Consider the following 23,309-nt stretch of genomic DNA (forward strand, 5'->3'; position numbering starts at 1 on the left):
CGCCGCCCTGGCCAGGACCACGGCCGGGGCCTGCGTTGCCGCCGCCACCGGGGTGCCCCCTTCCCTTGGCGCGGTATTCGTGCGCGGCGGCGGACCGCAGCAGTCGAACCAAAGACCGCGTCGGACAACATCTCCACGGCCCTGCCTCAGGGTCCGCACCCCGTCATGGTCGGCGGAAGGTCACGTCCGCCAGTCCGTTGAGCTTGACCACAAGCTCGAAGTCCTCGGCGCCGAGGCGGAACGACGCCACATAGGTGTCGGCGGCGACCTTCTTCGACGTCGACTGGACCGGCGCGCATGTCGCGTCGACCACGTTGACCACGGCGAAGCCGAGTCCGGGGTCCTCGTAGTAGAACTTGATCGCGCCGAGGGGCTTGCGGTCCCGCAGGAACAGGCCGCCGGTGGGAAACTGCGACAGCCCTGGGTAGACCCTCTCCGCCGTGACACCCTCGGGCAGCTGTTGGACCTCGCCGGTCGAGATCTTCGGTTCCTGCTCGAAGTACAGGTCGGTGCACTTCCCGACGGGCGTCGTGGTCACCACCGTCGTCGGTCGAGAAGAAGTCGGCGCCGTGGTCGTCGGCACCGTCGTGGTCAGGTCGGCGGCAGGCGGGTGGGTCGACGCAGTGTCTGGGTGCCCGGGATTTCCACCTGCGTTCTGATCGCCGCGCCCCGGGACGAGCCAGACCACGCCGACGACGACCAGGACGATCACGGCCGCCGCGACGGCGAGGGCGAGGGCCCGGCGTGGTCGCCGCGGCCGCGACTGATGGCCGGGCAGGTGGATCCAGCCCGTGGCCGTGGTCTCCTTCGTCCGCACCTCGACCTGGTGGAACAGCTCGGCGTCGACGCCGGGGTAGCCGTGCCGGACGACCGAGCCGTGGAAGCGGTCGGACAGGATCGCCGCGACGGTGGCGGTGGCCGGGGCGCGTCGAAGCTCGTCGCGCAGGCGGGCGCTGTCCAACAGCCTGGCCAGAATGACCATCTGCGGGCCGTTGGGGAATCCCGACTCGTCGAGCGTCACGTCGGCGTCGTGCAGGGCCACCCGCACGCGAATCTGGGCCGTCTGACTCGCCCGCTGGTTGTGGGTGCGCAACTCCTGGGCGAGCACCGCGAGAAGGGGGTGCAGCAGGCGCCCTCGGTCGACGGTGTCCGGCACGTCCACGATCATCCCGTCGCCGGTGTCGCGGACCTGAAGCCGCGCGAGGTCGATCCCGCTCGCGGCGAACGCGACCTGTACCGCACGGTGCAACGCCCGCTTCAGCTCATCCCAGGCGACGTTGTCGCGACGGACGTCACCGGAGCGCTCGACGTCCACGGCGAACAACGCACGACGCACCGGTCCGTTGATCACGCTCGGTATCCTACCGACTACAGCTCTGCCGGCGGGCGGCATGGTCGAAACCCACAGCGCCCGCCATCCGGCCGCCGACAATCGGGAGAAAGCCGGCATCTGACCGCAACAAAAGGGCTCCGCGAGAACGTCCATGGGGTGGGGACACCACTACCGGTGTCCCCACCCTTGCTACTGAGCGGAGACAACTGTTGTCAACGATCACGCGAGCGTTAGGGGTCGCGCTCGTCGGTGCGGCGCTGATGCTCGGCGCGCCGGTTGCGCACGCTGAACCGGCCGTGAGCGCCGGGAGCATCGACTGGAAGCCCTGCGCGGACGACGCGACGGCGGAGTGCGGCACTCTGCGGCTGCCCATCGACTACGCCAACCCGTCGGGCGACACGTTCGATCTCGCGGTGGCCCGCCGCAAGGCGACCGACCCGGCCAAACGGGTGGGCGTCCTGCTGGTCAACCCGGGCGGACCGGGGCTGTCCGGCGTCAGTTTCGCCATCCGCCAGAAGAACTACTTCAGCGCGGACGTCCGAGCCCGCTTCGACATCATCGGCTGGGACCCGCGCGGCGTGCGCCTCAGCCAGCCGGTGCGGTGCTCCTCGGACCTGGGGCTGAAGCGGCCATCGGACTACCCGGCCACCGAGGCCGAGTTCGACGCGCTGGTCACGTTCAACCGTGACCTGCGTGCGGACTGCCGCAAGCGCAGCGGGCCGATCGCCGATCACGCCGACAACGGCGCGACCGTCCAGGACATGGACTCGATCCGGCAGGCGCTGGGCGAGAACCAGATCAACTTCTACGGCCTCTCGTACGGCACGTTGATGGGCCAGCAGTACGCCGAGCGCTACGGCGACAAGATCCGGTCCATGGTCATCGACAGCAACATGGACCACAGCATCGGCACCCGCGCCTTCGCCGCCACCTCGGCGCAGACCGCGGAGAGTTCGTTCACCGAGTGGGTGAAGTGGTGCGAGGCCACGACTTCCTGCGCCCTGTACGGCAGGGATGTTACCAAGTTCTGGGACGACCTGCTGGCCAAGGCCGACCGGGGCGAGGTCTTCGAAGAAGGCTACCCGGTCGACGCGAAGAGCATCATCTCCCTGGCGAGCAACGCGTTCTACGGCCCGTACTTCGGGGACTACGCCAAGTGGCTGTCAACGTTGCAGACGGGCACACCCACGCAGCGGCTGTCCGTCCGCGACGTCGCGGAAATCAATCTCCCATGGCAGTCGACGTTCTGTGCCGACTTCAGTCTGCCGGTGCACACGTTCGCCGAGTACCAGTCGCTGTCGGCCATCGAGAACGCCGTGGCGCCGCACATGCGCGGCGGTTCGATCGGGCACAAGTCGATCATCGACTGCGTCGGGATGCCGGAGAAGATCAACAATCCGCAGCACCCGTTGACCATCAGGAACGCGCCCAAGATCCTGATGCTGAACTCGTTGTACGACCCGGCGACCTCCTACCTGTGGGCAGCCAACGCACACCGGCAGTCCAAGGACGCCACCGTGCTGTTGACCTACGAAGGCTGGGGTCACGGTGTTTATGACAAGGGCGACTGCGTCGGCAAGGCGGTCGACGGCTATCTGGCCACGCTGGAGACGCCCGCACAGCCAGCCCGTTGCGCAAGCGTGCCCGCGACCGTGCAGGTGTCCTCGGACCATGATCGAGGAGTTCGACCTTACGGGACCGGATTCGGGCCAGTAATGGGGCACAGCGGGTCCTGACGGCACGAGGTGGCTCGCCTGCGTGTAGGCGGACAAGATCGGCCGTCTCCGCGCAGGCGAGGCACGCAAGTTCGACGGGGTGGCCGGGGTCGACACGGCCGAGGTGACGGTACATGCGGGGCGTCGGTGGGGCGAGGTAGTTTGCGCGTTGTGGACACCGGGGAACGCATCCAGGAACTCGCCGAGCAGGTCGTGGCGCTGCGCGACGCCTACTATCGGGGCTCGCCCCTGGTGGCCGACGCCGAGTACGACGAGGTCGAGGACGAGCTGCGGGCCCTGATCGAGGCGAACCCGGAGCTGGCGCCCGACCCGAACCCGCTGGAGCAGGTCGGCGCCGCGACGGTGCTGCACGCGCCGGTGCGGCATTCGCGGCCGATGCTGTCGCTGGAGAAGGCGACCAGGCCCGACCAGGTCGCCGCGTTCCTCGACCGGTTTCCCGGTCAGCCGGTGGTGGTCATGCCCAAGCTCGACGGGCTGTCCCTGGCGCTGGTCTACCAGGACGGGCGGCTGGCGCGGGCGGTCACCCGGGGCGACGGCACCACCGGCGACGACGTGACCGTGCTGGTCCGCGCACTGGTCGACGGCGTGCCCGAGCGCATCGACGCCCCCGGCAGGGTCGAGGTGCGCGGCGAGGCGGTGATGCTGCGCTCCACCTTCGCCGCCTACAACGCCGCGCACCCGGACAAGCCGCTGATCAACCCGCGCAACGCCGCCGCTGGCACCCTGCGGGCCAAGGACCCGGCCACCGTCGCCGAGCGGCGCCTCCACTTGTTCGCGTTCGACCTGGACACCGCAGCCGGCGGTGCCCCGAGCGAACTGGAGCAGGCCCTGCGTGCGCTCGGGTTGCAGGGTGCGGACATGCGGCTGTGCGTCGACGCCGAGCAGACACAGGCGGTGATCACCCAGATCGAGCAGGGCCGCAACGACCGGGACTACGACCTGGACGGCGCGGTGCTGCGGCTGGCCGACCGGGACGCCTACGCGGCGGCGGGCACGCGGTCCAGCTCGCCGCGCGGGGCGCTGGCGTTCAAGTTCGCCGCCGAGGAGAAGACCACGGTGCTGGCCGACGTGGTGTGGGACGTCGGCAAGACCGGCAAGATCGCCCCGGTGGCCCTGTTGGAGCCGGTGTTCGTGGGCGGCACCACGGTCACCCGCGCGACCCTGGCCAACCAGGAGGTCATCCGGGCGCGCGGCATCCGCATCGGCGACACGGTGCTGGTGCGTCGGGCCGGTGACGTGATCCCGTTCGTCGCCGGGGTGTTGGACGAGTCGCGGCGCACCGGCGCGGAGCGGGAGATCGTGCCGCCGGCCACGTGCCCGTCCTGCCTGGAGCCGCTCACCGAACAGGGCAACAGCCGGGAACTGTTCTGCACCAACGTTTCCTGCCCGGCGCAGACTGTTCGTCGGTTGGTGCACTGGGCCTCGCGCGCGGCGGCCGACATCGACGCCGTCGGTCCGGTGTGGATCGAACGGCTCGCCGAGTCCGGCGACCTGGAGCACCCGTCGGACTTCTACGCCCTGACCAAGGAACGACTGCTGGAGTTCGACCGCATCGGCGAGGTGTCGGCCGCCCGCATGATCGAGTCCATCGCGGCCAGCCGTCAGGTGGGGCTGCGCCGGGCCCTGATCGGCCTGGCGATCCCGATGGCCTCCGAGGGCACCGCGACCCGCCTGTGCCGCGCGGGGTTCGGCTCGCTGGAGGAGGTCGCCGGCGCGGACGAGGAACGCCTCGTTGCCGTGGAGGACATCGGCCCTCGGGTCGCCTCCTCGTTGATCGAGCACCTCACCCGGCTGCGTCCCGAACTTGTCCGGCTGCGGGAACGCGGTGTCTCGCTGGACGTGCGCGAGGAGGACCTCCCGCCCAGGGTTGCCGTGGACGCGCCGCTGGCCGGCAAGACCGTGGTGGTCACCGGCGCGATCAACGACCCGCGCTCCGGCGAGAAGGTGCCCCGCCCCGCCTTCCAGCGTCTGTGCGAGAAGGCGGGCGCGACCATCGCCTCGTCGGTCTCGGCGAACACCGACCTGCTCATCACCGGAGCCGAGGTCGGCGCGAGCAAGCTGGCCAAGGCCGAGAAGCTCGGCGTCCAGACCGCCGAACAGGGCCAGATCTGGCAACAACTCATCGACGCCGGCATCGCGTGAACGGCGACTCATCGGCCCTCGCGTGAGCGGAGGTCTTCCCCGGTCAGCGGAGGAAGTCCAGGACCTGGCGCCCGAACGCGTCGGCGTACTGGAACAGGAACGCGTGCCCGGACCGGCCGTACACGGTCAGGGTGGCGTCGGGCAGCCGTTGTGACATCGCGTAGCTGAGATAGGGGTGGGCCATCACGTCCTGCGCGCCGGCGGCGACCAGGACGGGCAGATCCAGGTCGGGCAGTCGGTCCCAGGCCCCTGAGCCGCTCCACTCCCGGATCGCGGCGAACTGCGCGCGCACTCCGGCGGCCGTCACGTGCGCGCCGGGTCGCAGCCGGCCAAGGGACTCGATGCCCGCCGCGCGACCGGCTGGGGACTCCGGGAAGAACAGGTACAGGAAGTCCTCGTCGTCGTTCTCCGGTTTCAGCGCGGTCGGCCACACCCGGTCCGGGGTGGAGGGCGCGTCGGGTACGCCGCCGGGACCGCTGCCGGCGACGACGAGCCTGCGGACCAGGTCGGGGTGGTGCAGGGCGAGGGCCTGGGCGACCATCCCACCCATCGACCAGCCGAGGACGTCGACCTGGTCCGTGCCCAGTGCCCTGAGGAAGGCGGCGGCACCGTCGGCCATGGCGGGTATCGAGTCGGGGACGTCGCCGGGGGTTTGGCCGACGCCGAGGTTGTCGAACACGATCACGTCGCGTTCGCGGGCGAGGACGTCGAGGAGAGCCGGGTCCCAGTGGTCGGTGGTCGCACGGAACCGGTTGGTCAGGAGCAGCGGGACGCCGCCGGTCGGCCCGAACCGGCGGTAGGCGAACGTGTTCGCGTATCTCATGGCCTGAGTATCATTTTGATACTCAGGTATGGCTAGACTTCGGCCATGTTCGAGACTCAGGTCACGCTTTGCTGCTCGTGGTAGGTCGGGCGATGGAGGGGCGGTGCGGGAGCACCGGCACCGGTCCTGGCGAGTGCGCCCCCACACCAGTAGGGGCGCCACGCACAGGATCGGAGACTGTCTGGGCCGGTGGCGCGGTCACGGCTCAGGCGGCCGGGACCTTGTCGAGGAAGCCGTAGACCCTGGCGATGCGGTCGTTCTCGATCACGGCGACGTCGAAGCCGATCACCAGGGGCTCGTCGCCGGGAACGCCCAGGTGCCAGGAGAAACGCGCGGTGTTGTGGTGCGCGTCGACCGGGCCGCCCGAGGTGAATGCCAGGCCGGTGAACTGGGCCTGGGCTCCGGCGATGACCTGGTCGATGACGTCGCGGCCCTCGGCGTCCACCAGGGGATCGGTGTAGCGGGCGTCCTCGGTGAACACCTCGGCCAGCACCGCGGCGCGCTCGGCCGGGTCGGTGGTGTTCCAGGCTTCGAGGTAGCGGGCGACGAGGTTCTCGGTGCTGCTCATGGGTTTCACTCCCTGTTCGGTGCTGATCTCCTGTTGTGAGACAAGCTTCGCCGACCGGGGGTCATGACGTCGATTACCTCAAAGGTAAGCGCGACCGTGATCGCCGCCACGTCCGAGCGCAGGGCTCGGTCGAGGGTTCACCAGTGACGGTTGCAGCATTCGACGTGCAGCTGCGCGAGCGAATTGCGGCGGTCCGGGGTGGGCGGCCGGAAGCGCCCTAGCTCGATCTCCGCGCAACAGTGCGCGGTGGGCGACGCGGCAAGGTGTGCCGGGCAGTCCTCGGCGAGTGCGCGCACCTGGTCGCCCTCAAGTTCATAGGCGAGACGGCTGCCGATGAGGAACAACGTATCGGCGGCGACGGCCCAGCGGAGGTGATCGTGGAACTCGCGGTGGAAGCGCCGCACGTGCTCCTCGCGATCGGCCGTGCGGAACGCCTGGGGTGGCAGCGTCACCGTGTGGGCTACCGACGGGGACAGGCGCGCGCGGACCTGCCTCCACCGCGACACCGGGAACCGGAGGCTGTGGTGCAGCAACACGAGATCGAGCCTCCTCCCGCCGTACTCCGCTCCGCACGAGGAACCACTCGACCGCAGCGGCAGGTACACCAGGCTGTGGCGCGAACGAGCGACCAGCCACCAGGCGAACGCGAGGTCCACGGTCGCGGCCTTGTCCACGGACAGTTGGGCACCCAGCCTGCCTTCGTACAGTGACGCGTGGCCGATCGGACGCGCAGGACGGATCACCCGGTAGCTGTCGCCACCCAACCGCACGGTGTCGATCAGCGTCGGCCACTCCCGCCCATCCAGCCGCACCCTGCCACCTCCCCGAGTCCCGACTTCGGCGACGACACCGTAGACATGGACACCGGTCCGCGACCAGGCAATTGATCGCCGGGCGCCTGAGCGTGGTGCACATCTCCCAGCTCGGCGCGGGGTCGCGGCGGCCGGGCTTGCCAGCCGGACGCCGCGACCGCACACCGCAGAGCGGGAGACGGGCAACCGTCAGAGGAACGTCACGCGGATCGCTTCCCGCTTGCCTTGGGCGTGACCGGCACGGGCGGCGGGGATGCGGGTCGCCGGATCCATCTGGTTCGTGCCCATCGCGGCTCGGGAATCGGCGTCCGGCGTAATCACCTCGACGCGGCTGCCCTGCTTGCGCAGGGCCTCGACCTCGCTGGCCAGATCCGTTCCCCATTCCGGATCTCTGCGCAGACCCTCGAACTGGCCTGCCTGCGGTGACGTCCGGTGCTGTCCGCCGAACGGTGAGAGCACCACGACGTTCGCGAAACCCGAGGCAAGGTCGGTGTTCTCGCCGGAACGCACGCCACCGTTGATGTAGTGAGTTCCGTTGATGTTGTGCGTGGGGGCCATACCGGGCAGCGCGGTGCTCGCGATGACCGCGTCCACCAGGTCGACGCCGGAATCGCGGTCGAACGCGGCCAACTCGCCGGTGTGCGCGTTGACGGCTACCACGATCATCGGCCGATCCGGCCAGTCGGGGTGGGGCAGCCGGGCGGCGACCATTGCGCGCCGCTGGCCCGCCGCGGGGCCGAGTACGGCGTCGCTCTCCAACCCGAACGCGCCCATCGCGCGTTGTAGCTCGGCTGCCGAGGTGGCGGCGGCGCCGATGGCTCGCATCCGCTCGAACACCGTGGCCATCGGCAGGGACGGCGGCCGTTCCTGGTGCTGTCCAACCGGTTGAACCGGCGGGGACGACAACACCGCGGCCAACAGTTCGGCCGCTGGTGTGCCGCTGCGCACGTGCACTGCCGTGGTGGAACCGGACGAGGTGCCGATCACCAGGTCGGCGGCCTCGGTCAGATCGAGATCAGCTTCGGCCAGACCTGCGATGACGCCGATCTGCCACGCCTGTCCGGCAGCCCCACCACCACCGAGAACCAGAGCAACATCGTGAACCATGAGGTTCGCCTTTCGAGAGTGCCTTGTTGTCGAGGCGCTCCCGGCGATACCTACGTCAATCGCCCAACGGTGACAGGGAAGGGGAGCACCCACTTCGATACAACGTTCATGGGTCTCACCTCCTCGGGCAGTGTCACGGTCGACGGCACGCTATCAGCCCGATGCGATCCCGCCCATTCCTTTTCCGTCACGTGATCACGACTCCAACCGGGCTCCGGTCAGTCGAGACCCAGCACGCTCGTGAGCGTTCGCGCCCACCACCGTCGCTGCGCGGTTGGGTCGGCCGCGGCGTCGGCCGCGATGCCGGCGCTGCGCCGAAACGCGGCGCCGTAGGACGGGTCGGTGGCGAGCGCCTGGTGCAGTGCCGCCACGGCCAGCCGCGTGTCCTCGCGGCGCGGGCGCCCGCCTCGGCGGCGGCGAGCCGCGTGCAGGGCCTCGACGACGGGGTCGAGCATGCCCGTGCCCTCGTCGCGCCAGCCGGCGGCATGGAGCGCGACCGCGAGCTCGCCGTAGCCGTCCTCGTAGACCGTGGCGACGCGGTCGACCAGGTACGCGACGGTCTCGCCGTTGGCGACCCAGCCCTCCGTCGCCTGCGCGACCGCGTCGCGAATCCGCCGCCCGCCGTGGCGCAGGAGCTCGACCAGTAGGCCCGCGCGGCTGCCGAAATGGTGTGCGACGCCCGCGTCCGTCATGTCGAGGCGCTGGGCGACGGCGCGCATCTGCACCGCCGAGGGGCCGCCCTCGATGAGGATGCCCTCGGCCGCCTCGAGGATCAGCGCTCGGGCTTCGGCGGGAGAGCGGCGGACGCGGGTGGGCGGCATGACGACGAAGCCTACCTTGACTCACCCAGGTAGGCTCACTACCTTGAGGGGTCAAGGTGAATCGGGACGATCGGAGATCCCCCGCATGCCCATGATCGATCTGACGCCGCCACGAGCCCGCTTCGACCGCCAGGGTCGGGACACCCGGTGACGACCGTCCGAATCGGACGCCCGGGAGCCACGATCGTCAGCGACAGCACGGGATCGGGGCCACCCGTCCTGCTGCTGCACGCCGGCGGCGAGCGACGTCAGGTCTGGGCACCGGTGCAGGACGCGCTCGCGGCGGCCGGCTACCAGGGCATCGCCTTCGACCTACGCGGGCACGGCGCCAGCGGCGGTGTCGGCGGGGATGCCCTCGACGTCATCGCCGGCGACGTGGGCGCCATGATCGACCTGCTCGACGCGGCGCCGGTGGTCGTCGGAGCCTCGCTTGGCGGGTTCGCCGCGCTCCTGGCCCTCGCCGACCGGGAGGCCGCGGTCGCGGGTCTGGTCCTCGTCGACGTCGTTCCCGACCCGCCGCCCGACCGCACGCGGTCCTGGCTGGCACGCACAGTCGGCCCTCTCGCCGACCACCCCCTGGTCGACGACATCCTCCGCAGGGGCCCCGAGCTTCGGCGCGCCGCGGCCACGGTGTCCGCGCCGGTCCTCCTGCTGCGCGGCGAGCGATCCCCGCTGACCGCCGACGATGCCGCGCGGCTGCGCGAACTCGTGCCGCACGCGCGCGAGGCGTCGATCGCCGGAGCGGGACACCTCGTCGCCCGCGATGCCCCTCGGCAGCTCGGTGAGCTCGTGGTCGACCTGCTAGGGGATCCGCTGGTGCGGGCGCGCAGGATCGACAACCACCTGCGCCGCGCAGGCGCCGACGCGATCGCGCACCCGGGCGGCGACCTGCTCAGCCATCTCCGTCGGACCGCCGCGACCCTCGAGCAATGGCAGGCGCCCGCATGGGTCGTGGACGCGGCGCACGTCCATGCCGCGTACGGAACGGACGGCTTCCCGGAGGGGCTCGCCGGCGCGACACGTGACTGTCTCGTCGCGGTCGTCGGAGCGCAGGCCGAAGCGCTGGTCGAGCGCTACGGCTCCTGCGATCGCGCGGCCAGCTACCCGAGCTTCCGCACGCCCGAACCCGTGCACGTCCATCGCGCCACGGGCCGTCGAACCGCGTTCACCGATGTCCAGTTGCGCGCGTTCGCCGAGCTGACGATCGCCAACGAACTCGACGTCTTCGCCCACTCGCCCGAGCTGGCCGCGCGCCACGCGCGCGAAACGATGCGGCTGTTCACTTCCTGGTCGTCGATCGTGCGCGACCCGCCGCGCCGTGCCGTGCGCGAGTGGTGCGCCGCACACCATATCGACGGCATCCACAGGGAACAGTGACGGCCACCGCTCGCCGGGCGGCCTCGACAGGGCAAGGAGAACTCTCCCCTCCACTTCAACGTATAGCGGACCGGGGGGCTTGCCGCAAGACCCGGGTGACGGCGCAGAATCTGCGGCCGATGCCATGACTTGCGGAACGGGGCACTACGTGCGTGTGTTGTTGTCGGCGTATGGGAACGCGATGGGACGTGCTCGACAGGAGGTGTCGCAGTGATCGAGCAGTACGTGGTGGACCTTCGCGAGGTCGACGAGACGCAGGTCGCGGTCGTCGGCGGCAAGGGCGCGCACCTTGGCGGGCTGTCGCGGATCGAGGGCATCCGTGTGCCGAGCGGCTTCTGCGTGACAACGGACGCCTTCCGCCGGATCATGGCGGAAGCGCCGACGATCGACGACCAGCTCGATCAGTTGTCGCGCCTTGACCCGGACGACCGGGCGGCGATCCGCACGCTGAGCGCGCGGATTCGTCTGACCATCGAAGGGATCGCCATCCCGGGCGATCTCGCGGGGGCGATCACCGGCGCGCTCGCCAGGCTCGGCGAGCAGGCCGCCTACGCCGTCCGGTCCAGCGCGACGGCGGAGGACCTGCCGACGGCCTCCTTCGCCGGCCAGCAGGACACGTACCTGAACGTCGTGGGGGCGGCGGCGATCCTCCAGCACGTCAGCCGGTGCTGGGCCTCGCTGTTCACCGAGCGGGCCGTGGCCTACCGCCGGCGCAACGGCATCGACCACCGCACGGTCCACATGGCCGTGGTGGTGCAGCAGCTAGTCCTCCCGCATGCGGCCGGCGTCCTGTTCACGGCCGACCCCGTCACGGGCAACCGTAAGGTCGCCACCGTGGACGCCAGCTTCGGCCTCGGCGAGGCCCTGGTCTCCGGCCTGGTGAACCCGGACGTCTTCACGGTGCGAGACGGCGAGGTCGTCACCAGGGCGATCGCCGTCAAACAGCGTGCCGTGCACGCCCTGCCTACCGGCGGCACCGAGGAAGTGGCGATCGACCCGCAGCGGCAGGAGCAGCCGACGCTGACGGATGCGCAGGTCGTGCGGCTCGTGCAGCTCGGGCGGCGGATCGAAGCGCACTTCGGCCGCCCACAGGACATCGAATGGTGCCTGGTTGATGACGGCTTCCAGATCGTGCAGAGCCGGCCGATCACGACGCTGTTCCCCATCCCCGAGGCCGGTGACCAGGAGAACCACGTCTACGTCTCCGTCGGTCACGGGCAGATGATGACCGACCCCATGAAGCCTCTTGGGCTGTCCGTGTGGCGGCTGACGGCCATGGTGCCGATGCACGAGGCCGGCGGGAGGCTGTTCGTCGACGTCACCCGGCGCCTGGCCGCGCCCGCGAGCCGCGCCGCCCTCCTGGACGTGATGGGCAGGGGCGACCCGCTGATGAGGGACGCCCTGGAGACCGTCCTCGACCGCGACGACTTCGTCCTGTCTCCCCCGGACGCGGGTCCCGGCGCGGGTCCCGGCGGGCGTCCGGCCGGCGGCGCGTCCGCCCCGGCCGAGCCCGATCCGGCGATCGTCGGCGAGCTGATCGAGCGCAGCCGGATGTCCATCGCCGCCCTGGAGCGCGACATCCGGACGAGGACCGGACCGGCGCTGTTCGACTTCCTGCTCGAGGCGTTCGCGGAGCACAAGCGAGTCCTCGGCGATCCCCTGAACATCCAGGCGATCATGGCGGGCATGGACGCCACGCAGTGGCTCAACGACACGCTGTTGGAGTGGCTTGGCGAGAAGAACGCGGCCGACACGCTGACGCTGTCCGCGCCCGACAACATCACGTCGGAGATGGGGCTGGCGCTGCTGGACGTCGCGGACGTGATCCGCCCCCTGCCGGAGGTGGTGACGTTCCTCCAGGGCGTCGAGGACGAGGGCTTCCTGGACGAGCTGGCGAAGCTCGCGGGCGGGATCGAGGCGCGCGACGCCATCGAGGCCTACCTCGACCGGTACGGCATGCGCTGCGTCGGCGAGATCGACATCACGAGGCCGCGGTGGCGCGAGCGCCCCACCATGCTCGTGCCCGTGATCCTCGACAACATCAGGAACTTCGAGCCCGGCGCCGCCGAGCGACGCTTCGAGGAGGGGCGACAGAAGGCGGAGGAGAAGGAACGGGACGTGTTGTCGCGCCTGCGGGCCCTGCCGGACGGGGACCGGAAGGCCGACGAGGCCAAGCGGATGATCGACCGGGTCAGAACCTTCATCGGGTACCGGGAGTACCCGAAGTACGGCATCATCAGCCGCTACTTCGTCTACAAGCGGGCCCTCCTTGCGGAGGCCGAGCGCCTCGTGCGGGCCGGCGTGCTTCCGGAGAAGGAGGACATCTTCTACCTCACGTTCGAGGAACTCCGCGACGTCGCGCGCTCGAACCGGGTGGATGGCAGCCTGATCCAGCAGCGCAAGGACGCGTTCCGGTCCTTCCACGCGCTCACCCCGCCCCGGGTGCTCACCTCGGATGGCGAGGCCGTCACCGGGGCGTACCGGCGCGACGACGCGCCGGCGGGCGCCCTGATCGGCCTACCGGTGTCCGCCGGGACCGTCGAGGGAAGGGCCCGCGTCATCCTGGACATGGCGGACGCCGATCTCGAGGCGGGCGACATCCTGGTCACGACCTTCACGGACCCCAGCTGGTCGCCGCTGTTCGTCGGCATCGCGGGCCTGGTGACGGAGGTGGGCGGCCTGATGACCCATGGCGCGGTGATCGCAAGGGAGTACGGCCTGCCGGCCGTCGTCGGCGTGGACCAGGCCACCCGGCTGATCCGGGACGGGCAGCGGATCCGCGTGCACGGAACCGACGGGTACGTCGAGATCCTGGCCTGACCGACCCACCGACAAGCCACGAAAGGCCGGCCGGCGTGGCTGTCAGCGGCGGCGGTGTCGCGCGCGGTTGGCCGCGATGATGTCCTCGCGAAGGAGGTGACCGAAGCCCGCGCGATCCAGCCTGCGCACGAGTTCGTCCCGGGTGGTGCCCAGCGCGGCGGCGCTCGCGTCGAGGTGCCAGTCGTGCTCGGCCAGAGTGGACAGCAGGTGCCCGCGCCGGACCTGGGCTGTGGAAAGTCGGAACGTCTTGAGGTAGGCCAGTACGCCGGATTCGTCGGTGACGGTCTCGCCGATGTGGTTCTCGACGTCCGGGTCGAACGAGGGCAGGAAGCGCGACAGGGTGAACCGGCCCATCCGGTAGACCTCCCGCGTGCGCAGGCCCTGCGCGTCGAGCAGGCCGTCCGCCATCAGGTGATGGAACGACCGCCACTCCTGGGCCGCCTCGGCCAGCTCGGCGCGCAGCCCGGCCACATCGGTGATCCTGGTGTCGTCGACGCGCACCCGGAAGTCCGGCACGGCCGGATACAGCTGGGTGTACTGGTAGAGCAGTTCGCTGTACATGTCGAGCAGCAGGGTGGGATGCAGCAGGCGGTAGTCGTCCGGGTGCGGGACCACGAACGCGGCGGCCAGGGCGTCGGCGGCGTACAGCACCATGCCGCACTGGTCAGGGTGGATCTCGAAGACACGCAGGGCATCGTCGAGTCCGGCGAGGTCCGCGCCGGCGTAGACCGTCTCCTCGCGGGGCGACAGCCCATGGGCGACGGCCTTGGCGGACCACTCCTCCCAGGCGATGCCCGGCCCACCGAAGTGCAGGGCCAGGTACCCCTCCAGGGCGAGGTGCAACGGCAGGAAGCGCAGCCGGTTCCGGTCCTCGCGGCGGGCCATCCGGCGCCGGAACCGGAGGTTGACGCAGTCCGGACAGCCCGCGCCCCTGCCGGGTGGCACGAGCTGGGTGCCGTAGGCGGCGGCGGGCTTGCCGTCCGAGGTCCAGTCGGCGACGAACGAGTGGGGCACGAGCGCGGTGTAGGTCGCGCCGGAGACGTCGACGACGGACAGCTCGTTCGGGTGGAGCCTCGCGTGCAGCCGCAGGTCGGTGATCGGCTCGGCACGCAGGAGCGGCACGAGGCGCACCGCGCCCCATGCCTGTGCCGGGCCTGCCGTCAGGCCCGTGAGCCCGGTGAACCCGCCGAGGTCGGCGGCCGTCATCGACCGACCTTGTCGACCAGGCCGGCCAGGTGTGCGCGGAGTTCGGCGAAGGTCGCGCTTCCGCTGCCGAACCGGGCGAGTTCGACCAGCGCGGGGATGTCCTCCGCGTCGCGGACACCCACGGTGGCCACACCAGGCTCCAGCCGTCGCACGTCGAACTCCTCGCTGTCGTACACGGGATTGAGGTGCACGATGTCGGTGCGCCGCTCGGGATCCAGCCGTTCCCGCCAGATCCGGAGCACCTCGGCGGCCTGGCCGGGAGGCGCGTTGTCCCAGCCGTCGGAGACGATCACCAGCCGGTCCGGGCGGTGCTCGAGGCCGTCGAGGACGCGCGCGCCAAGACCGGTGGCGCCGACCGGGTGGACCAGCAGCGGATCTCCGCGATGGGTCAGCCACAGGCCGGTGTGGTCGCCCGCCAACTCGGCGAGCAGGTAGTGCGTGGCGAGGGCGATCGCCAACGGCCGTCGGCGCTTGGTCGACGAGCCCGACGAGGAGTAGCTGTCGTCGAGCACGCTGACGACCCGGCCCCAGGTCCCGGCCTGTGCTCCGGCGGTCCGCCGGGCTGACGCGCGCAGCGCCTCGGTCAGTTCCTCGCGACGCCGCGCCCGCTCCGGCCGGGGCAGCGACAGCGCGAAGAGGGCGAGCCGGGTGAGCGGCGCGGTGGCGAGGTCCATCGACACGGACCGGGCGCCGAGGCGTTCCGCCGAGGACTGCAACCGGAGCCGCTCGCGGGCGGTGAGCATGGGCTCGATGCCTTCGAGGAACTTGGCGCGGGTCATGCCGCGCTGGCCGGCGAGTCCCTCGGCGACGGTGTAGGGCAGCTCGAAGATCGCCGTGGTCTCGTAGTGGGCTCGCCGCCAGGACTCCAGGATCGGTGTCTCGTAACGGGCCGGCCGACGCCAGTCGAACAGCGCCGTGCCCACCTCGCCGGTCAGCGCCACGTGGGCGTGCCGGGCGGTCACCGCGAGCGACCGGCGGTACTTGACCGCGTCGAAGGCCAGGTCGGACCGGGCGGACAGCCAGTCGCGAACGATCGCCCTGGTCCGACGGTTGTTCACGCCGTGCGCGCGGAGCTTGCGGAACAGGGCGTACACCCGTTGCGGCGGGAGCCCCGCCAGGCGCCGGGCGATCAGGCGGCCTTCCAGGTCGCGCTGCTCGGCGGTGGCCAGTTTCGCGGTCCGCAGCAGGTTCAGCACGATCAGCGCCGCGTTGAAGTGGTTGATGTCCAGCGCCAGGGTGGCCGCGTACAGCTCCCGGTAGTTGCCAAGGACGTACTCGTGCAGGAAGTCCAGCGACATGCCCTGCTCGGCTGCGCCCGAGCGGAACTCGCGTTGACCGGTGGACGTGATGGCCGCGTTGACGAACATGACGACGTCCTCGCAGCCAACGCGGTCCTGCTCGGTCGTCATCGTCCCCCCCAGCGGATGAATAGGGCCGGCCTGGGAATGGAGGCACGAACTGCGAAGCAACGCTTCAGAGGCGGGTTCCGGAAGTCGCACCGAAGTCCCGAGGCCGGCAGGTCGGATGCTAACCGACGCGGCACGGGGCACGCGATCCAGTTGATGATGAGAGCCCCGTTCGGCGCGCCGCGCGACAGGGCCGGCGACCGCCTCCCGTCCAGTAGCGCCGTCATCGCCCCAGTTGCTTGCGCATCAACGTGCACACCGTCTCGTAGCGCCGGACGGCGCCGTCCGGCCCCAGCTCGTCCCACGCGTCCGGCTCGCTGCCGTAGCTGACATAGCCCAGCCGCTCGTACAGCGCGCGTGCCCTCTGGTTGTCCTCCTCGACGCCGAGTTCGGCGCGGCGCAGGCCTCTGCCGAGGATTCGTTGCTCCGCAGCGTGAATCAGCACCGTGCCGATCCCACACGACTGCAACGCCGGGTGCACGCCCAGCTGCCATATGGTGCCCGCGCCCGGCTTCGCCTGATAGTCCACCCCGCACATGGCTACCGGCAGACCCGACGGCGGACACACCGCGAGGTAGTCGACCTCGTCGCGGCGCGCGCGGTCGAGCGCGCGCGCAACGGCCTCCAGGTGCAGCGCACTCCCCGACCAGGAACACGAACCGAGGTCTGCCTCGGTCAGGTCACGAACCGTCAAGGCCAGCACGACCTCAGCCATCCTCCCCACCTCCGGTCCGCCAGCATGCAGACCAGAACCCCTACGCGCCACCAGGTTTTCCGGTGGCGTGCTGGGGCCGTACCGATCTCCGCGCCACGGGCGACCCACTCGGCGCGACCAGTTCGGGGCCTGAGAAACGGTCAGTTGCGGGCGCCCGACGCCGCCAGCGGGTCGCCCCTGCGGCTCCACAGGTCGACCGGGGCCTCCACCTGTCGCCAGATCGGCGGCCCTTCCTGCCGGTCGATCTGTTGCCTGGCATACAGCTTGAGCAGGCTGTGGTAGCCATACCGGCCGGGCGCCCGCGTGTGCAGCAGGCTGGCGTCGACAAGGGACTCCAACACGTCCTCCGCCTCGCACAGGTCGAGGTCCAGCGCGGCGGCGGCCACCGGCAGCGAGAAGTCCGTCTCCTCCGGCAGCGCCAACAGGCGGAACGCCCTGGCCTGCACGGCGTCCAGCCTGGTGTAGCTGAGCCGGAAGGCCTCCGACACCGCAAGGTCCCCGGTGCGCAGCTCGCGCAGCCGATGCCCTCGGTCCGCCAGTTTTCGCGACAGGCAGGCCACTGTCCACTGCGGACGGGAGGCCAGGCGGGACGCCGCCACGCGGACGGCCAGGGGCAGGAACCCGCACGCGGCCACGACGTCGAGCACCGCGGCCCGCTCACCGACGACCTGCTCGCGGCCGGCCACCCCGACGAACAGCTCAACGGCCTCCTCCGGCTCCAGCACTGCCAGGTCCACCAGCGCGGCGGGCAGCCCGGACAACCTCGTCCTGCTGGTCACCAACACCGCGCAGCCCGGCGCGCCGGGCAGCAGTGGCCGCACCTGGTCCACGCTGTGCGCGTTGTCCAGCAGCACCAACACCTTCCGGTCGGCGACCACCGAACGGAACAACGCGGCCCGCTCCCCAAGGCCGCGCGGAACCGCCGACTCGGCGACGCCTAACGCGCGCAGGAACCCCGCCAGCACCGCGCCCGGCTCGGCCGGCTCCGCCTCGACTCCCTGGAGGTCGACGTAGAGCTGACCGTCCGGGAAGTGCCCGCTGACCGCGTGCGCCACGTGCAGGGCCAGCGTGGTCTTGCCGACCCCGCCGATGCCGGCCACCGCGACAACCGCCACCGCCCGGCCGACGCTGGTGGTCAGCGCGGTCGCGAGCCCGGCGACCGCACCGGCCCTGCCGGTGAAGTCGGCGATGTCGGGCGGCAGCTGCGCAGGGCGCGGCACCGAGGGCCGCACCGTCGCGCCGGCCAGCCCAGGGTCCGCGGCCAACACCCGCCGGTGCAGCTCGGCGAGGTCGGGGCCCGGCTCGATGCCCAGCTCCTCCACCAGAACGCGCCTGGTCTCCGCGAACACACCCAGCGCCTCGGCCTGCCGGCCGCACCGCCACAACGCGAGCATCAGCACGCCCCGCAGGCGTTCCCGCAACGGATGTTCCGCGGCCAATGCGGTCGCCTCGGCGGCGACCTCGGCGTGCCGGCCGAGTTCAAGGTCCAGCTCGAGGCGGGACTCCAGCACCCCGAGCACCCGTTCGGCCAGCCGGTCCCGCTGCCCCCTGGCATAGGGCCCCGGCACCCCCGCCAGCGGCTCGCCGCCGCACAGCGCCAGCGCCGCCACGAGCAGCTCGCGCGCGTCCGCCGGTCGACCGTCCGCCCGCGCCGCACCGGCCGAGGCCACCCGTCGCTCGAACTCGTCGAGGTCGACGGACAACGACCGCAACCGGTAGGTGCGGCCGGCCGACACCAGCACCGAGGGCCCCTCGTCCGGCTCAAGCGCGGCGCGCATCCTGCTCGCGTAGGTGCGCAGCGCGGCGACCGCGCGCGCCGGCGGACCGTCTCCCCAGACCGCGTCCACGAGCTGGTCGAGGGTGACCGCGTGGCCGTGGTTGAGCAGCAGCCTGGCCAGGATCGCGCGCTGCTGCGGGGAGCCGAGGCCTACCTCGACCCCGTCCCGCCACGCCCGAACCGGTCCCAACACGGAAAACCTCAGGCCAGTCGCCGACCAACCGGCCACATCCCCCATCAGTGCCTCTACTCCCCCGCAACGCCGATATTCCCGTCAACCATGGTGGACGGGCGGGGCCGGGGTTGCCTCGTGGAGCCGACCGCAACGTTTACGGTCGGTCCACCGAAACCCGAGGGTGAACGGCTGGCCGTCCGGGGGGAAGGGGCGGCCAGCCGTTCGGCGCGGCCCGGTAGTCGGGCCGATGCGCTGAGTGTCAGCCGCTGATCTTCTTGCAGTTGGGCGCCTTGGACGTCACGTCGTCGAGGGTCTTCGACTTGAGGTCGCCGAAGGACGGCCCGTTGCCGACCTTCTGCATCGCGGTGACGGCCTCGGTCATCGCCTTGGTGAACTGCTCGGGGTTCGCCGGGTCGGCGCTGTCCACATCGGCCTTGGCGGTGTCGAGGGCCTTCTTGGTGTCATCGAGGAAGGAGACCAGCTTCTTCACCACGTCGTCGCCCTCGGGGGCCGGTGCCTTGCCGGCACCCTTGAGGGTGCTCGACCCAGAACCAAGGGTGGTCGAGGCGTCCACGAGGTACTTGGCGATCTCGGTCTTGTTCTGCTTCGGGTCCGCCGCCTCGTCGACCTTCGGCGCCTTGCCCTCGAGAGTGGCCAGCGACACCAGCGAGCCGCACACCTGGTCGGCCCACTTGACGCCGTCACCACCGGCCGCGGCGGCCGGCGCGGAGGCCCCGCCGGTCGAGCCTGCTGGCGTCGCCGAGTCGGACTTCGACCCGCACGCGCCGAGCCCGAGAACGCACACGGCGACCATGACCGCCGTGCCGATGGTGGTGCGCCTCATGAAAGATTCCCCTTCGTGGATACGGTTTCCGGCTCGGCATGGATGCCGGCGCGGTGTTGTCTGGACATGTCCTCGGTGCCGCTCATGATTCGGTCGACAGCAGCGAGACCGATCGCGGAGGCGATGAACAGGGCGTGCAGGACGGCCTGCCACAGGACGGCGGTCACGTCGATCTCGCCGCCCGCGAGCCGGTCCGGCTTGATGAAGGTCCGCAGCAGGTGGATCGAGGAGATGCCGATGATCGCGGTGGCGAGCTTCGCCTTGAGCACGTTGGCGTTGACGTGCGCCAGCCACTCCGGCTCGTCGGGGTGGCCCTTGAGGCGGATCTTCGACACGAAGGTCTCGTACCCGCCGACGATCACCATGATGAGCAGGTTGGAGATCATCACGATGTCCACGAGCTGGAGCACGGTCAGCATCACGTCAGACTCGCTGAAGGAGCCGCCGTCCGCGCCGAGCCCGCTGAAGCCATGCAGCGCGAGTTCCTTGGTCTCCAGCACGAACCGCCAGACGTAGACGGCCTGGGCCACGATCAGGCCAACGTACAGCGGGAACTGGAGCCAGCGGCTGAGGAACAGCGCGTAGCCGAGCTTGTTGGGGCTCTGCCGGCGGTCGTGACGGTAGTCGTCGCGATGGTTGTCGCCGTGGTGGTTGTCGTTGTGCACTGTTGTCGTCTGCTCGCTCATCTGGGATAGGACTGTCCGTCTGTCCACATGGGACGGTTACCGGAGTGCTGGCCCGGCTGCCCCATGGGCGGGTTGGGTGGGTACTGCCCCATGGGCGCGGTCATGGCCATGGGCGGCGGCGGTGGCGCGGCGACCGGCGGGCTCGGCGGCCGCTCCTCCTCCTGCTGCTTCTTCTTCTCGTTCTTGCGTTCGGTGTGGAAGCCGAACACGACCGTCGTGATCAGCGAGATCGAGATCAACGCCTCGGCCATGAAGAACGCGGAGAAGTCGACCACCGAGCCGATGGGCGGCGCGCCAGGCAGCGCGTTGCGCAGGGGCACCAGGGCGAACAGCAGCGCGCCCATGAAGCTCAGGGAGGGCCACAGCAGTCCACGCTTGCCGCCGGTGGCGAACCAGGCCGCGATCACGGCGGCCAGGCTCAGGCCCCACATGAACACCATGATGAAGATGGCGAACGCCATGGTGCCGGTGGAGCGGCTGGCGCTCGCGGAGAACTCCAGCGAGCCGCCGTCGTGCTTCTGCCCGCCGGGCTTGATCTTGAAGAATGAGTCGGCGTTGACGAACGTGACGCTGACCGGGACGACCTCGGTTCCCACCATCGCGACGAACCCGAAGTCCATCGAGTAGCTGTCGAACGGGTAGTCGGTCACGACGCCTTCGTGCAGCGCCATCTTGAGGTCGGACACGCTGATGTTCTTGCCCTGCTTGAAGGACAGCGTGTCACCCTTGATGGCGTTGGTGTAGATGGTGAGGTCGTGCTTGAGCCAGCCCGTCTGCTCGTCGAGCAGCTTGCCCTGAGGGTGCACCTCCACCTGGGCGGAGAGCTCCTGTGCCGAGGCGTCCACCTTCTGCACGAACACGGCGATGTCCAGCCGGTCGGGCGAGTTGCTGTCGCCCATGAGGATCTGGGTCTGGCCGTTGCTGCGTTCGATCGTGTACACCCACAGGCTGACGCCCGTGAGCAGCCCGACGATCGCCACGGCGACGATCGCCCTGACCCATCCTGCCAATCCCCGTTTGGCAGTGCCGTTCGTTGTCATGTCGCCCTTCTCCGGTTCGCAGGTCCGGAGAATGTCTAGTGACGGGCGATAAACGAACGCTCAACGAAAGCCAAACGCGAACAGCGGGTAATCACTCGGTCACCGACGTGGTCGGTCGAGGGGCCGACTCCGGCACCGGTCGAGGGGCCGGCGGGCTCGTGCGCAGGTGAAAATACGGATGAGATCGGCGCGACGATGCGGAACACTAAACCTTGGCCGCGCAGTGCTGCCCGTGTGCCAGTTCTTGTCGGTGTCATCGCCTACCGTTCATTTCGGCGGCCGGTAACCGCCAGGCGACCGTGACCACGAACCCCAGCGAGGTGCTGACATGTCAACCGCGCCCCAGGCACGACCGGCCGCGCGGACGGGCCGCACACCGACGGTGGTCCGCCTGTTGGTGCTGGCCACGTTCGTGGTGATCCTCAACGAGACCATCATGATCAACGCCATTCCGCGTCTGATGGACTCGCTTGGCGTCACCGAGCAGTCGGCGCAGTGGGTGTCCACCGCGTTCATGCTGACCATGGCCGCCGTCATCCCGATCACCGGATGGTTCCTCCAGCGGGTCACCACCCGGCGCGCCTACGCGATCGCGATGGGCGTGTTCCTCACGGGCACCGTCCTGGCGGCCGTCTCGCCGTCCTTCGGGGTGCTGTTGGCCGGCCGGATCGTGCAGGCCGCGGGCACCGCCGTGATGATGCCCCTGCTGATGACCACGTTGATGACCGTGGTGCCCGAGGAGGACCGCGGCAGGGTGATGGGCAACGTCACCCTGTCGATGTCGGTGGCCCCCGCGCTCGGGCCCGCCGTGTCCGGGCTGATCCTCCAGCTCGGCTCCTGGCGGCTGCTGTTCGTGGTCGTCCTGCCGATCGCGGCCGGGGTGACCCTGATCGGGCTGCGGAAGCTGGACAACATCGGCGAGCCGCAGACCAGCTCGATCGACTGGCCCAGCGTCTTCGTGGCGGCGCTCGGCTTCGGCGGCCTGGTGTACGGCCTGAGCCTGCTCGGCGGGAGCGAGGGCACGACCGGGCTCGTCATCGTCGCCGCCGGGCTCGCGGCGATCACGGTCTTCGCGATCCGCCAGCTCAGGCTGCAACGCACCAGCACACCGCTGCTGGACCTGCGCACCCTCGGGTACCGCACCTACAGCCTGTCCCTCGGCCTCATGTCCATCGCGTTCCTCGCGATGCTCGGGGCGATGATCCTGCTGCCGCTGTACCTCCAGAACCTGCGCGGACTCAGCCCGCTGGAGACCGGCCTGCTGGTCATGCCGGGCGGTCTTGCGATGGGCCTGCTGGGACCGACCGTCGGGAAGGTGTTCGACAGGTACGGCAGCCGGCCGCTGGTGCTGCCCGGCTCGATCGGCATGGTGGCCGCCCTCGCCGGGCTCACCCAGATCTCGACGACGATGCCGTACTGGCAGGTGTTGGCGCTGCACGTGCTGCTGATGGTGAGCCTGGCGGCGACGTTCACCCCCGTGTTCACCCTCGGCATGGGTGCACTGCCCCCGCGCCTGTACTCGCACGGCAGCTCGATGCTCGGGACGTTGCAGCAGGTCGCCGCGGCGCTCGGGACCGCGCTCGCGGTGACGGTGATGTCCGCCCGCGCCAGCCACCTGATCGCCAGCGGCGTCGGCGCCGTGGACGCGCAGGTGAGCGGGATGAAGCTGGCCTTCGCCGTCGCGGCCGCCCTCGCCCTGTTGACGATCGTCTTCGCCGCGAGGCTGCCGAACCGGGCCGCGGCCGCGGGCCACCAGGACCACGACAGCGAGAGCGTCGACGCGGAGCCGCCCGTTGAAGGGCGCCCGCACCAGGACGAACTGGTCGCCGACAAGAAGGAGGCGTAGCCGCGCGGTTCGAACCTTAGTTAGACCTTCTCACTCTTTCTATTGACTCTCGCGATGCGTGCGCTATAGCTTCTA

18 protein-coding genes are annotated in these 23,309 nt (G+C 70.3%); 5 read left to right on the forward strand and 13 right to left on the reverse strand.

Features of this window, described 5'->3' with window-relative positions; genetic code table 11:
• Positions 1-163: 163 nt before the first annotated feature.
• Positions 164-1,351, reverse strand: coding sequence for a hypothetical protein (locus F0L68_RS24845; protein WP_149852208.1), 1,188 nt, complete (start codon positions 1,349-1,351; stop codon positions 164-166).
• Between the two features lie 191 nt (positions 1,352-1,542).
• Here F0L68_RS24845 and F0L68_RS24850 point away from each other — a divergent pair, with 191 nt between their 5' ends.
• Positions 1,543-3,069 (forward strand): alpha/beta hydrolase, encoded by a 1,527-nt coding sequence (locus F0L68_RS24850; RefSeq protein WP_149852209.1) that lies wholly within the window; start codon positions 1,543-1,545, stop codon positions 3,067-3,069.
• A 150-nt stretch (positions 3,070-3,219) separates the two neighbouring features.
• The gene (ligA, locus tag F0L68_RS24855) at positions 3,220-5,211 is read left to right on the forward strand and encodes an NAD-dependent DNA ligase LigA (RefSeq protein WP_149852210.1); all 1,992 of its coding nucleotides are present in this window, start codon (positions 3,220-3,222) and stop codon (positions 5,209-5,211) included.
• 43 nt (positions 5,212-5,254) lie between these two features.
• Here the strand turns inward: ligA and F0L68_RS24860 are convergent, their stop codons facing one another.
• The 5 genes from F0L68_RS24860 to F0L68_RS24880 form a co-directional block, all read right to left on the reverse strand.
• Positions 5,255-6,034, reverse strand: coding sequence for an alpha/beta fold hydrolase (locus tag F0L68_RS24860; RefSeq protein WP_149852211.1), 780 nt, complete (start codon positions 6,032-6,034; stop codon positions 5,255-5,257).
• Positions 6,035-6,239: 205 nt separating this feature from the next.
• On the reverse strand, positions 6,240-6,602 hold the full coding sequence (locus tag F0L68_RS24865; protein ID WP_149852212.1) for a nuclear transport factor 2 family protein: 363 nt from the start codon (positions 6,600-6,602) through the stop codon (positions 6,240-6,242).
• Between the two features lie 137 nt (positions 6,603-6,739).
• Entirely contained in the window at positions 6,740-7,414 is a 675-nt protein-coding gene (locus tag F0L68_RS24870; RefSeq protein ID WP_149852213.1) for a hypothetical protein, read from the reverse strand.
• Between the two features lie 189 nt (positions 7,415-7,603).
• Positions 7,604-8,521 carry a patatin-like phospholipase family protein gene (locus tag F0L68_RS24875; protein ID WP_149852214.1) on the reverse strand — a complete coding sequence of 306 codons (918 nt, stop codon included), beginning with the start codon at positions 8,519-8,521 and terminating at the stop codon, positions 7,604-7,606.
• A gap of 218 nt (positions 8,522-8,739) precedes the next feature.
• Positions 8,740-9,342, reverse strand: a complete 603-nt coding sequence (locus F0L68_RS24880) for a TetR family transcriptional regulator (RefSeq protein WP_149852215.1) — start codon at positions 9,340-9,342, stop codon at positions 8,740-8,742.
• A gap of 147 nt (positions 9,343-9,489) precedes the next feature.
• On the opposite strand from F0L68_RS24880, the gene F0L68_RS24885 reads away from it, so the two are divergent.
• Together F0L68_RS24885 and rph are read left to right on the forward strand one after the other, a co-directional pair.
• The gene (locus F0L68_RS24885) at positions 9,490-10,719 is read left to right on the forward strand and encodes an alpha/beta fold hydrolase (protein ID WP_149852216.1); all 1,230 of its coding nucleotides are present in this window, start codon (positions 9,490-9,492) and stop codon (positions 10,717-10,719) included.
• A gap of 210 nt (positions 10,720-10,929) precedes the next feature.
• Entirely contained in the window at positions 10,930-13,539 is a 2,610-nt protein-coding gene (rph, locus tag F0L68_RS24890; RefSeq protein ID WP_149852217.1) for a rifamycin-inactivating phosphotransferase, read from the forward strand.
• 42 nt (positions 13,540-13,581) lie between these two features.
• On the opposite strand, the gene F0L68_RS24895 is transcribed toward rph, so the two are convergent.
• From F0L68_RS24895 to F0L68_RS24925, 7 genes are all read right to left on the reverse strand, one after another.
• Positions 13,582-14,745: an ARPP-2 domain-containing protein gene (locus tag F0L68_RS24895; RefSeq protein WP_149852218.1), complete on the reverse strand. Its 1,164-nt coding sequence runs from the start codon at positions 14,743-14,745 to the stop codon at positions 13,582-13,584.
• Complete coding sequence (locus F0L68_RS24900; protein WP_149852219.1) at positions 14,742-16,154, reverse strand: hypothetical protein; 1,413 nt, start codon at positions 16,152-16,154, stop codon at positions 14,742-14,744. The genes F0L68_RS24895 and F0L68_RS24900 overlap by 4 nt, the downstream gene beginning before the upstream one ends.
• A gap of 220 nt (positions 16,155-16,374) precedes the next feature.
• Positions 16,375-16,866, reverse strand: coding sequence for a GNAT family N-acetyltransferase (locus F0L68_RS24905; protein WP_149852220.1), 492 nt, complete (start codon positions 16,864-16,866; stop codon positions 16,375-16,377).
• Between the two features lie 140 nt (positions 16,867-17,006).
• Entirely contained in the window at positions 17,007-18,836 is a 1,830-nt protein-coding gene (locus tag F0L68_RS24910) for an AfsR/SARP family transcriptional regulator (protein ID WP_223199108.1), read from the reverse strand.
• 241 nt (positions 18,837-19,077) lie between these two features.
• The gene (locus F0L68_RS24915) at positions 19,078-19,662 is read right to left on the reverse strand and encodes a hypothetical protein (protein ID WP_149852222.1); all 585 of its coding nucleotides are present in this window, start codon (positions 19,660-19,662) and stop codon (positions 19,078-19,080) included.
• The gene (locus F0L68_RS24920) at positions 19,659-20,348 is read right to left on the reverse strand and encodes a TIGR00645 family protein (RefSeq protein ID WP_149852223.1); all 690 of its coding nucleotides are present in this window, start codon (positions 20,346-20,348) and stop codon (positions 19,659-19,661) included. The genes F0L68_RS24915 and F0L68_RS24920 overlap by 4 nt, the downstream gene beginning before the upstream one ends.
• The gene (locus tag F0L68_RS24925; RefSeq protein WP_149852224.1) at positions 20,345-21,388 is read right to left on the reverse strand and encodes a DUF4436 family protein; all 1,044 of its coding nucleotides are present in this window, start codon (positions 21,386-21,388) and stop codon (positions 20,345-20,347) included. Before F0L68_RS24925 ends, F0L68_RS24920 begins: the two co-directional genes overlap by 4 nt.
• Before the next feature lie 328 nt (positions 21,389-21,716).
• Here F0L68_RS24925 and F0L68_RS24930 point away from each other — a divergent pair, with 328 nt between their 5' ends.
• Positions 21,717-23,234: an MDR family MFS transporter gene (locus tag F0L68_RS24930; RefSeq protein ID WP_149852225.1), complete on the forward strand. Its 1,518-nt coding sequence runs from the start codon at positions 21,717-21,719 to the stop codon at positions 23,232-23,234.
• The last annotated feature ends 75 nt before the right edge of the window (positions 23,235-23,309 follow it).

Source organism: Solihabitans fulvus, from assembly GCF_008386585.1.
Lineage (GTDB): Bacteria > Actinomycetota > Actinomycetes > Mycobacteriales > Pseudonocardiaceae > Solihabitans > Solihabitans fulvus.

What these genes read in the sequence shown, in the direction of transcription:
- F0L68_RS24860 (WP_149852211.1), bottom strand. Translation starts at nt 6,034, where the DNA reads ATGAGATACGCGAACACGTTCGCCTACCGCCGGTTCGGGCCGACCGGC.
- F0L68_RS24920 (WP_149852223.1), bottom strand. Translation starts at nt 20,348, where the DNA reads ATGAGCGAGCAGACGACAACAGTGCACAACGACAACCACCACGGCGAC.
- F0L68_RS24875 (WP_149852214.1), bottom strand. Translation starts at nt 8,521, where the DNA reads ATGGTTCACGATGTTGCTCTGGTTCTCGGTGGTGGTGGGGCTGCCGGA.
- F0L68_RS24865 (WP_149852212.1), bottom strand. Translation starts at nt 6,602, where the DNA reads ATGAGCAGCACCGAGAACCTCGTCGCCCGCTACCTCGAAGCCTGGAAC.
- F0L68_RS24930 (WP_149852225.1), top strand. Translation starts at nt 21,717, where the DNA reads ATGTCAACCGCGCCCCAGGCACGACCGGCCGCGCGGACGGGCCGCACA.
- F0L68_RS24925 (WP_149852224.1), bottom strand. Translation starts at nt 21,388, where the DNA reads ATGACAACGAACGGCACTGCCAAACGGGGATTGGCAGGATGGGTCAGG.
- F0L68_RS24895 (WP_149852218.1), bottom strand. Translation starts at nt 14,745, where the DNA reads ATGACGGCCGCCGACCTCGGCGGGTTCACCGGGCTCACGGGCCTGACG.
- F0L68_RS24905 (WP_149852220.1), bottom strand. Translation starts at nt 16,866, where the DNA reads ATGGCTGAGGTCGTGCTGGCCTTGACGGTTCGTGACCTGACCGAGGCA.
- F0L68_RS24880 (WP_149852215.1), bottom strand. Translation starts at nt 9,342, where the DNA reads ATGCCGCCCACCCGCGTCCGCCGCTCTCCCGCCGAAGCCCGAGCGCTG.
- F0L68_RS24900 (WP_149852219.1), bottom strand. Translation starts at nt 16,154, where the DNA reads ATGACGACCGAGCAGGACCGCGTTGGCTGCGAGGACGTCGTCATGTTC.
- F0L68_RS24915 (WP_149852222.1), bottom strand. Translation starts at nt 19,662, where the DNA reads ATGAGGCGCACCACCATCGGCACGGCGGTCATGGTCGCCGTGTGCGTT.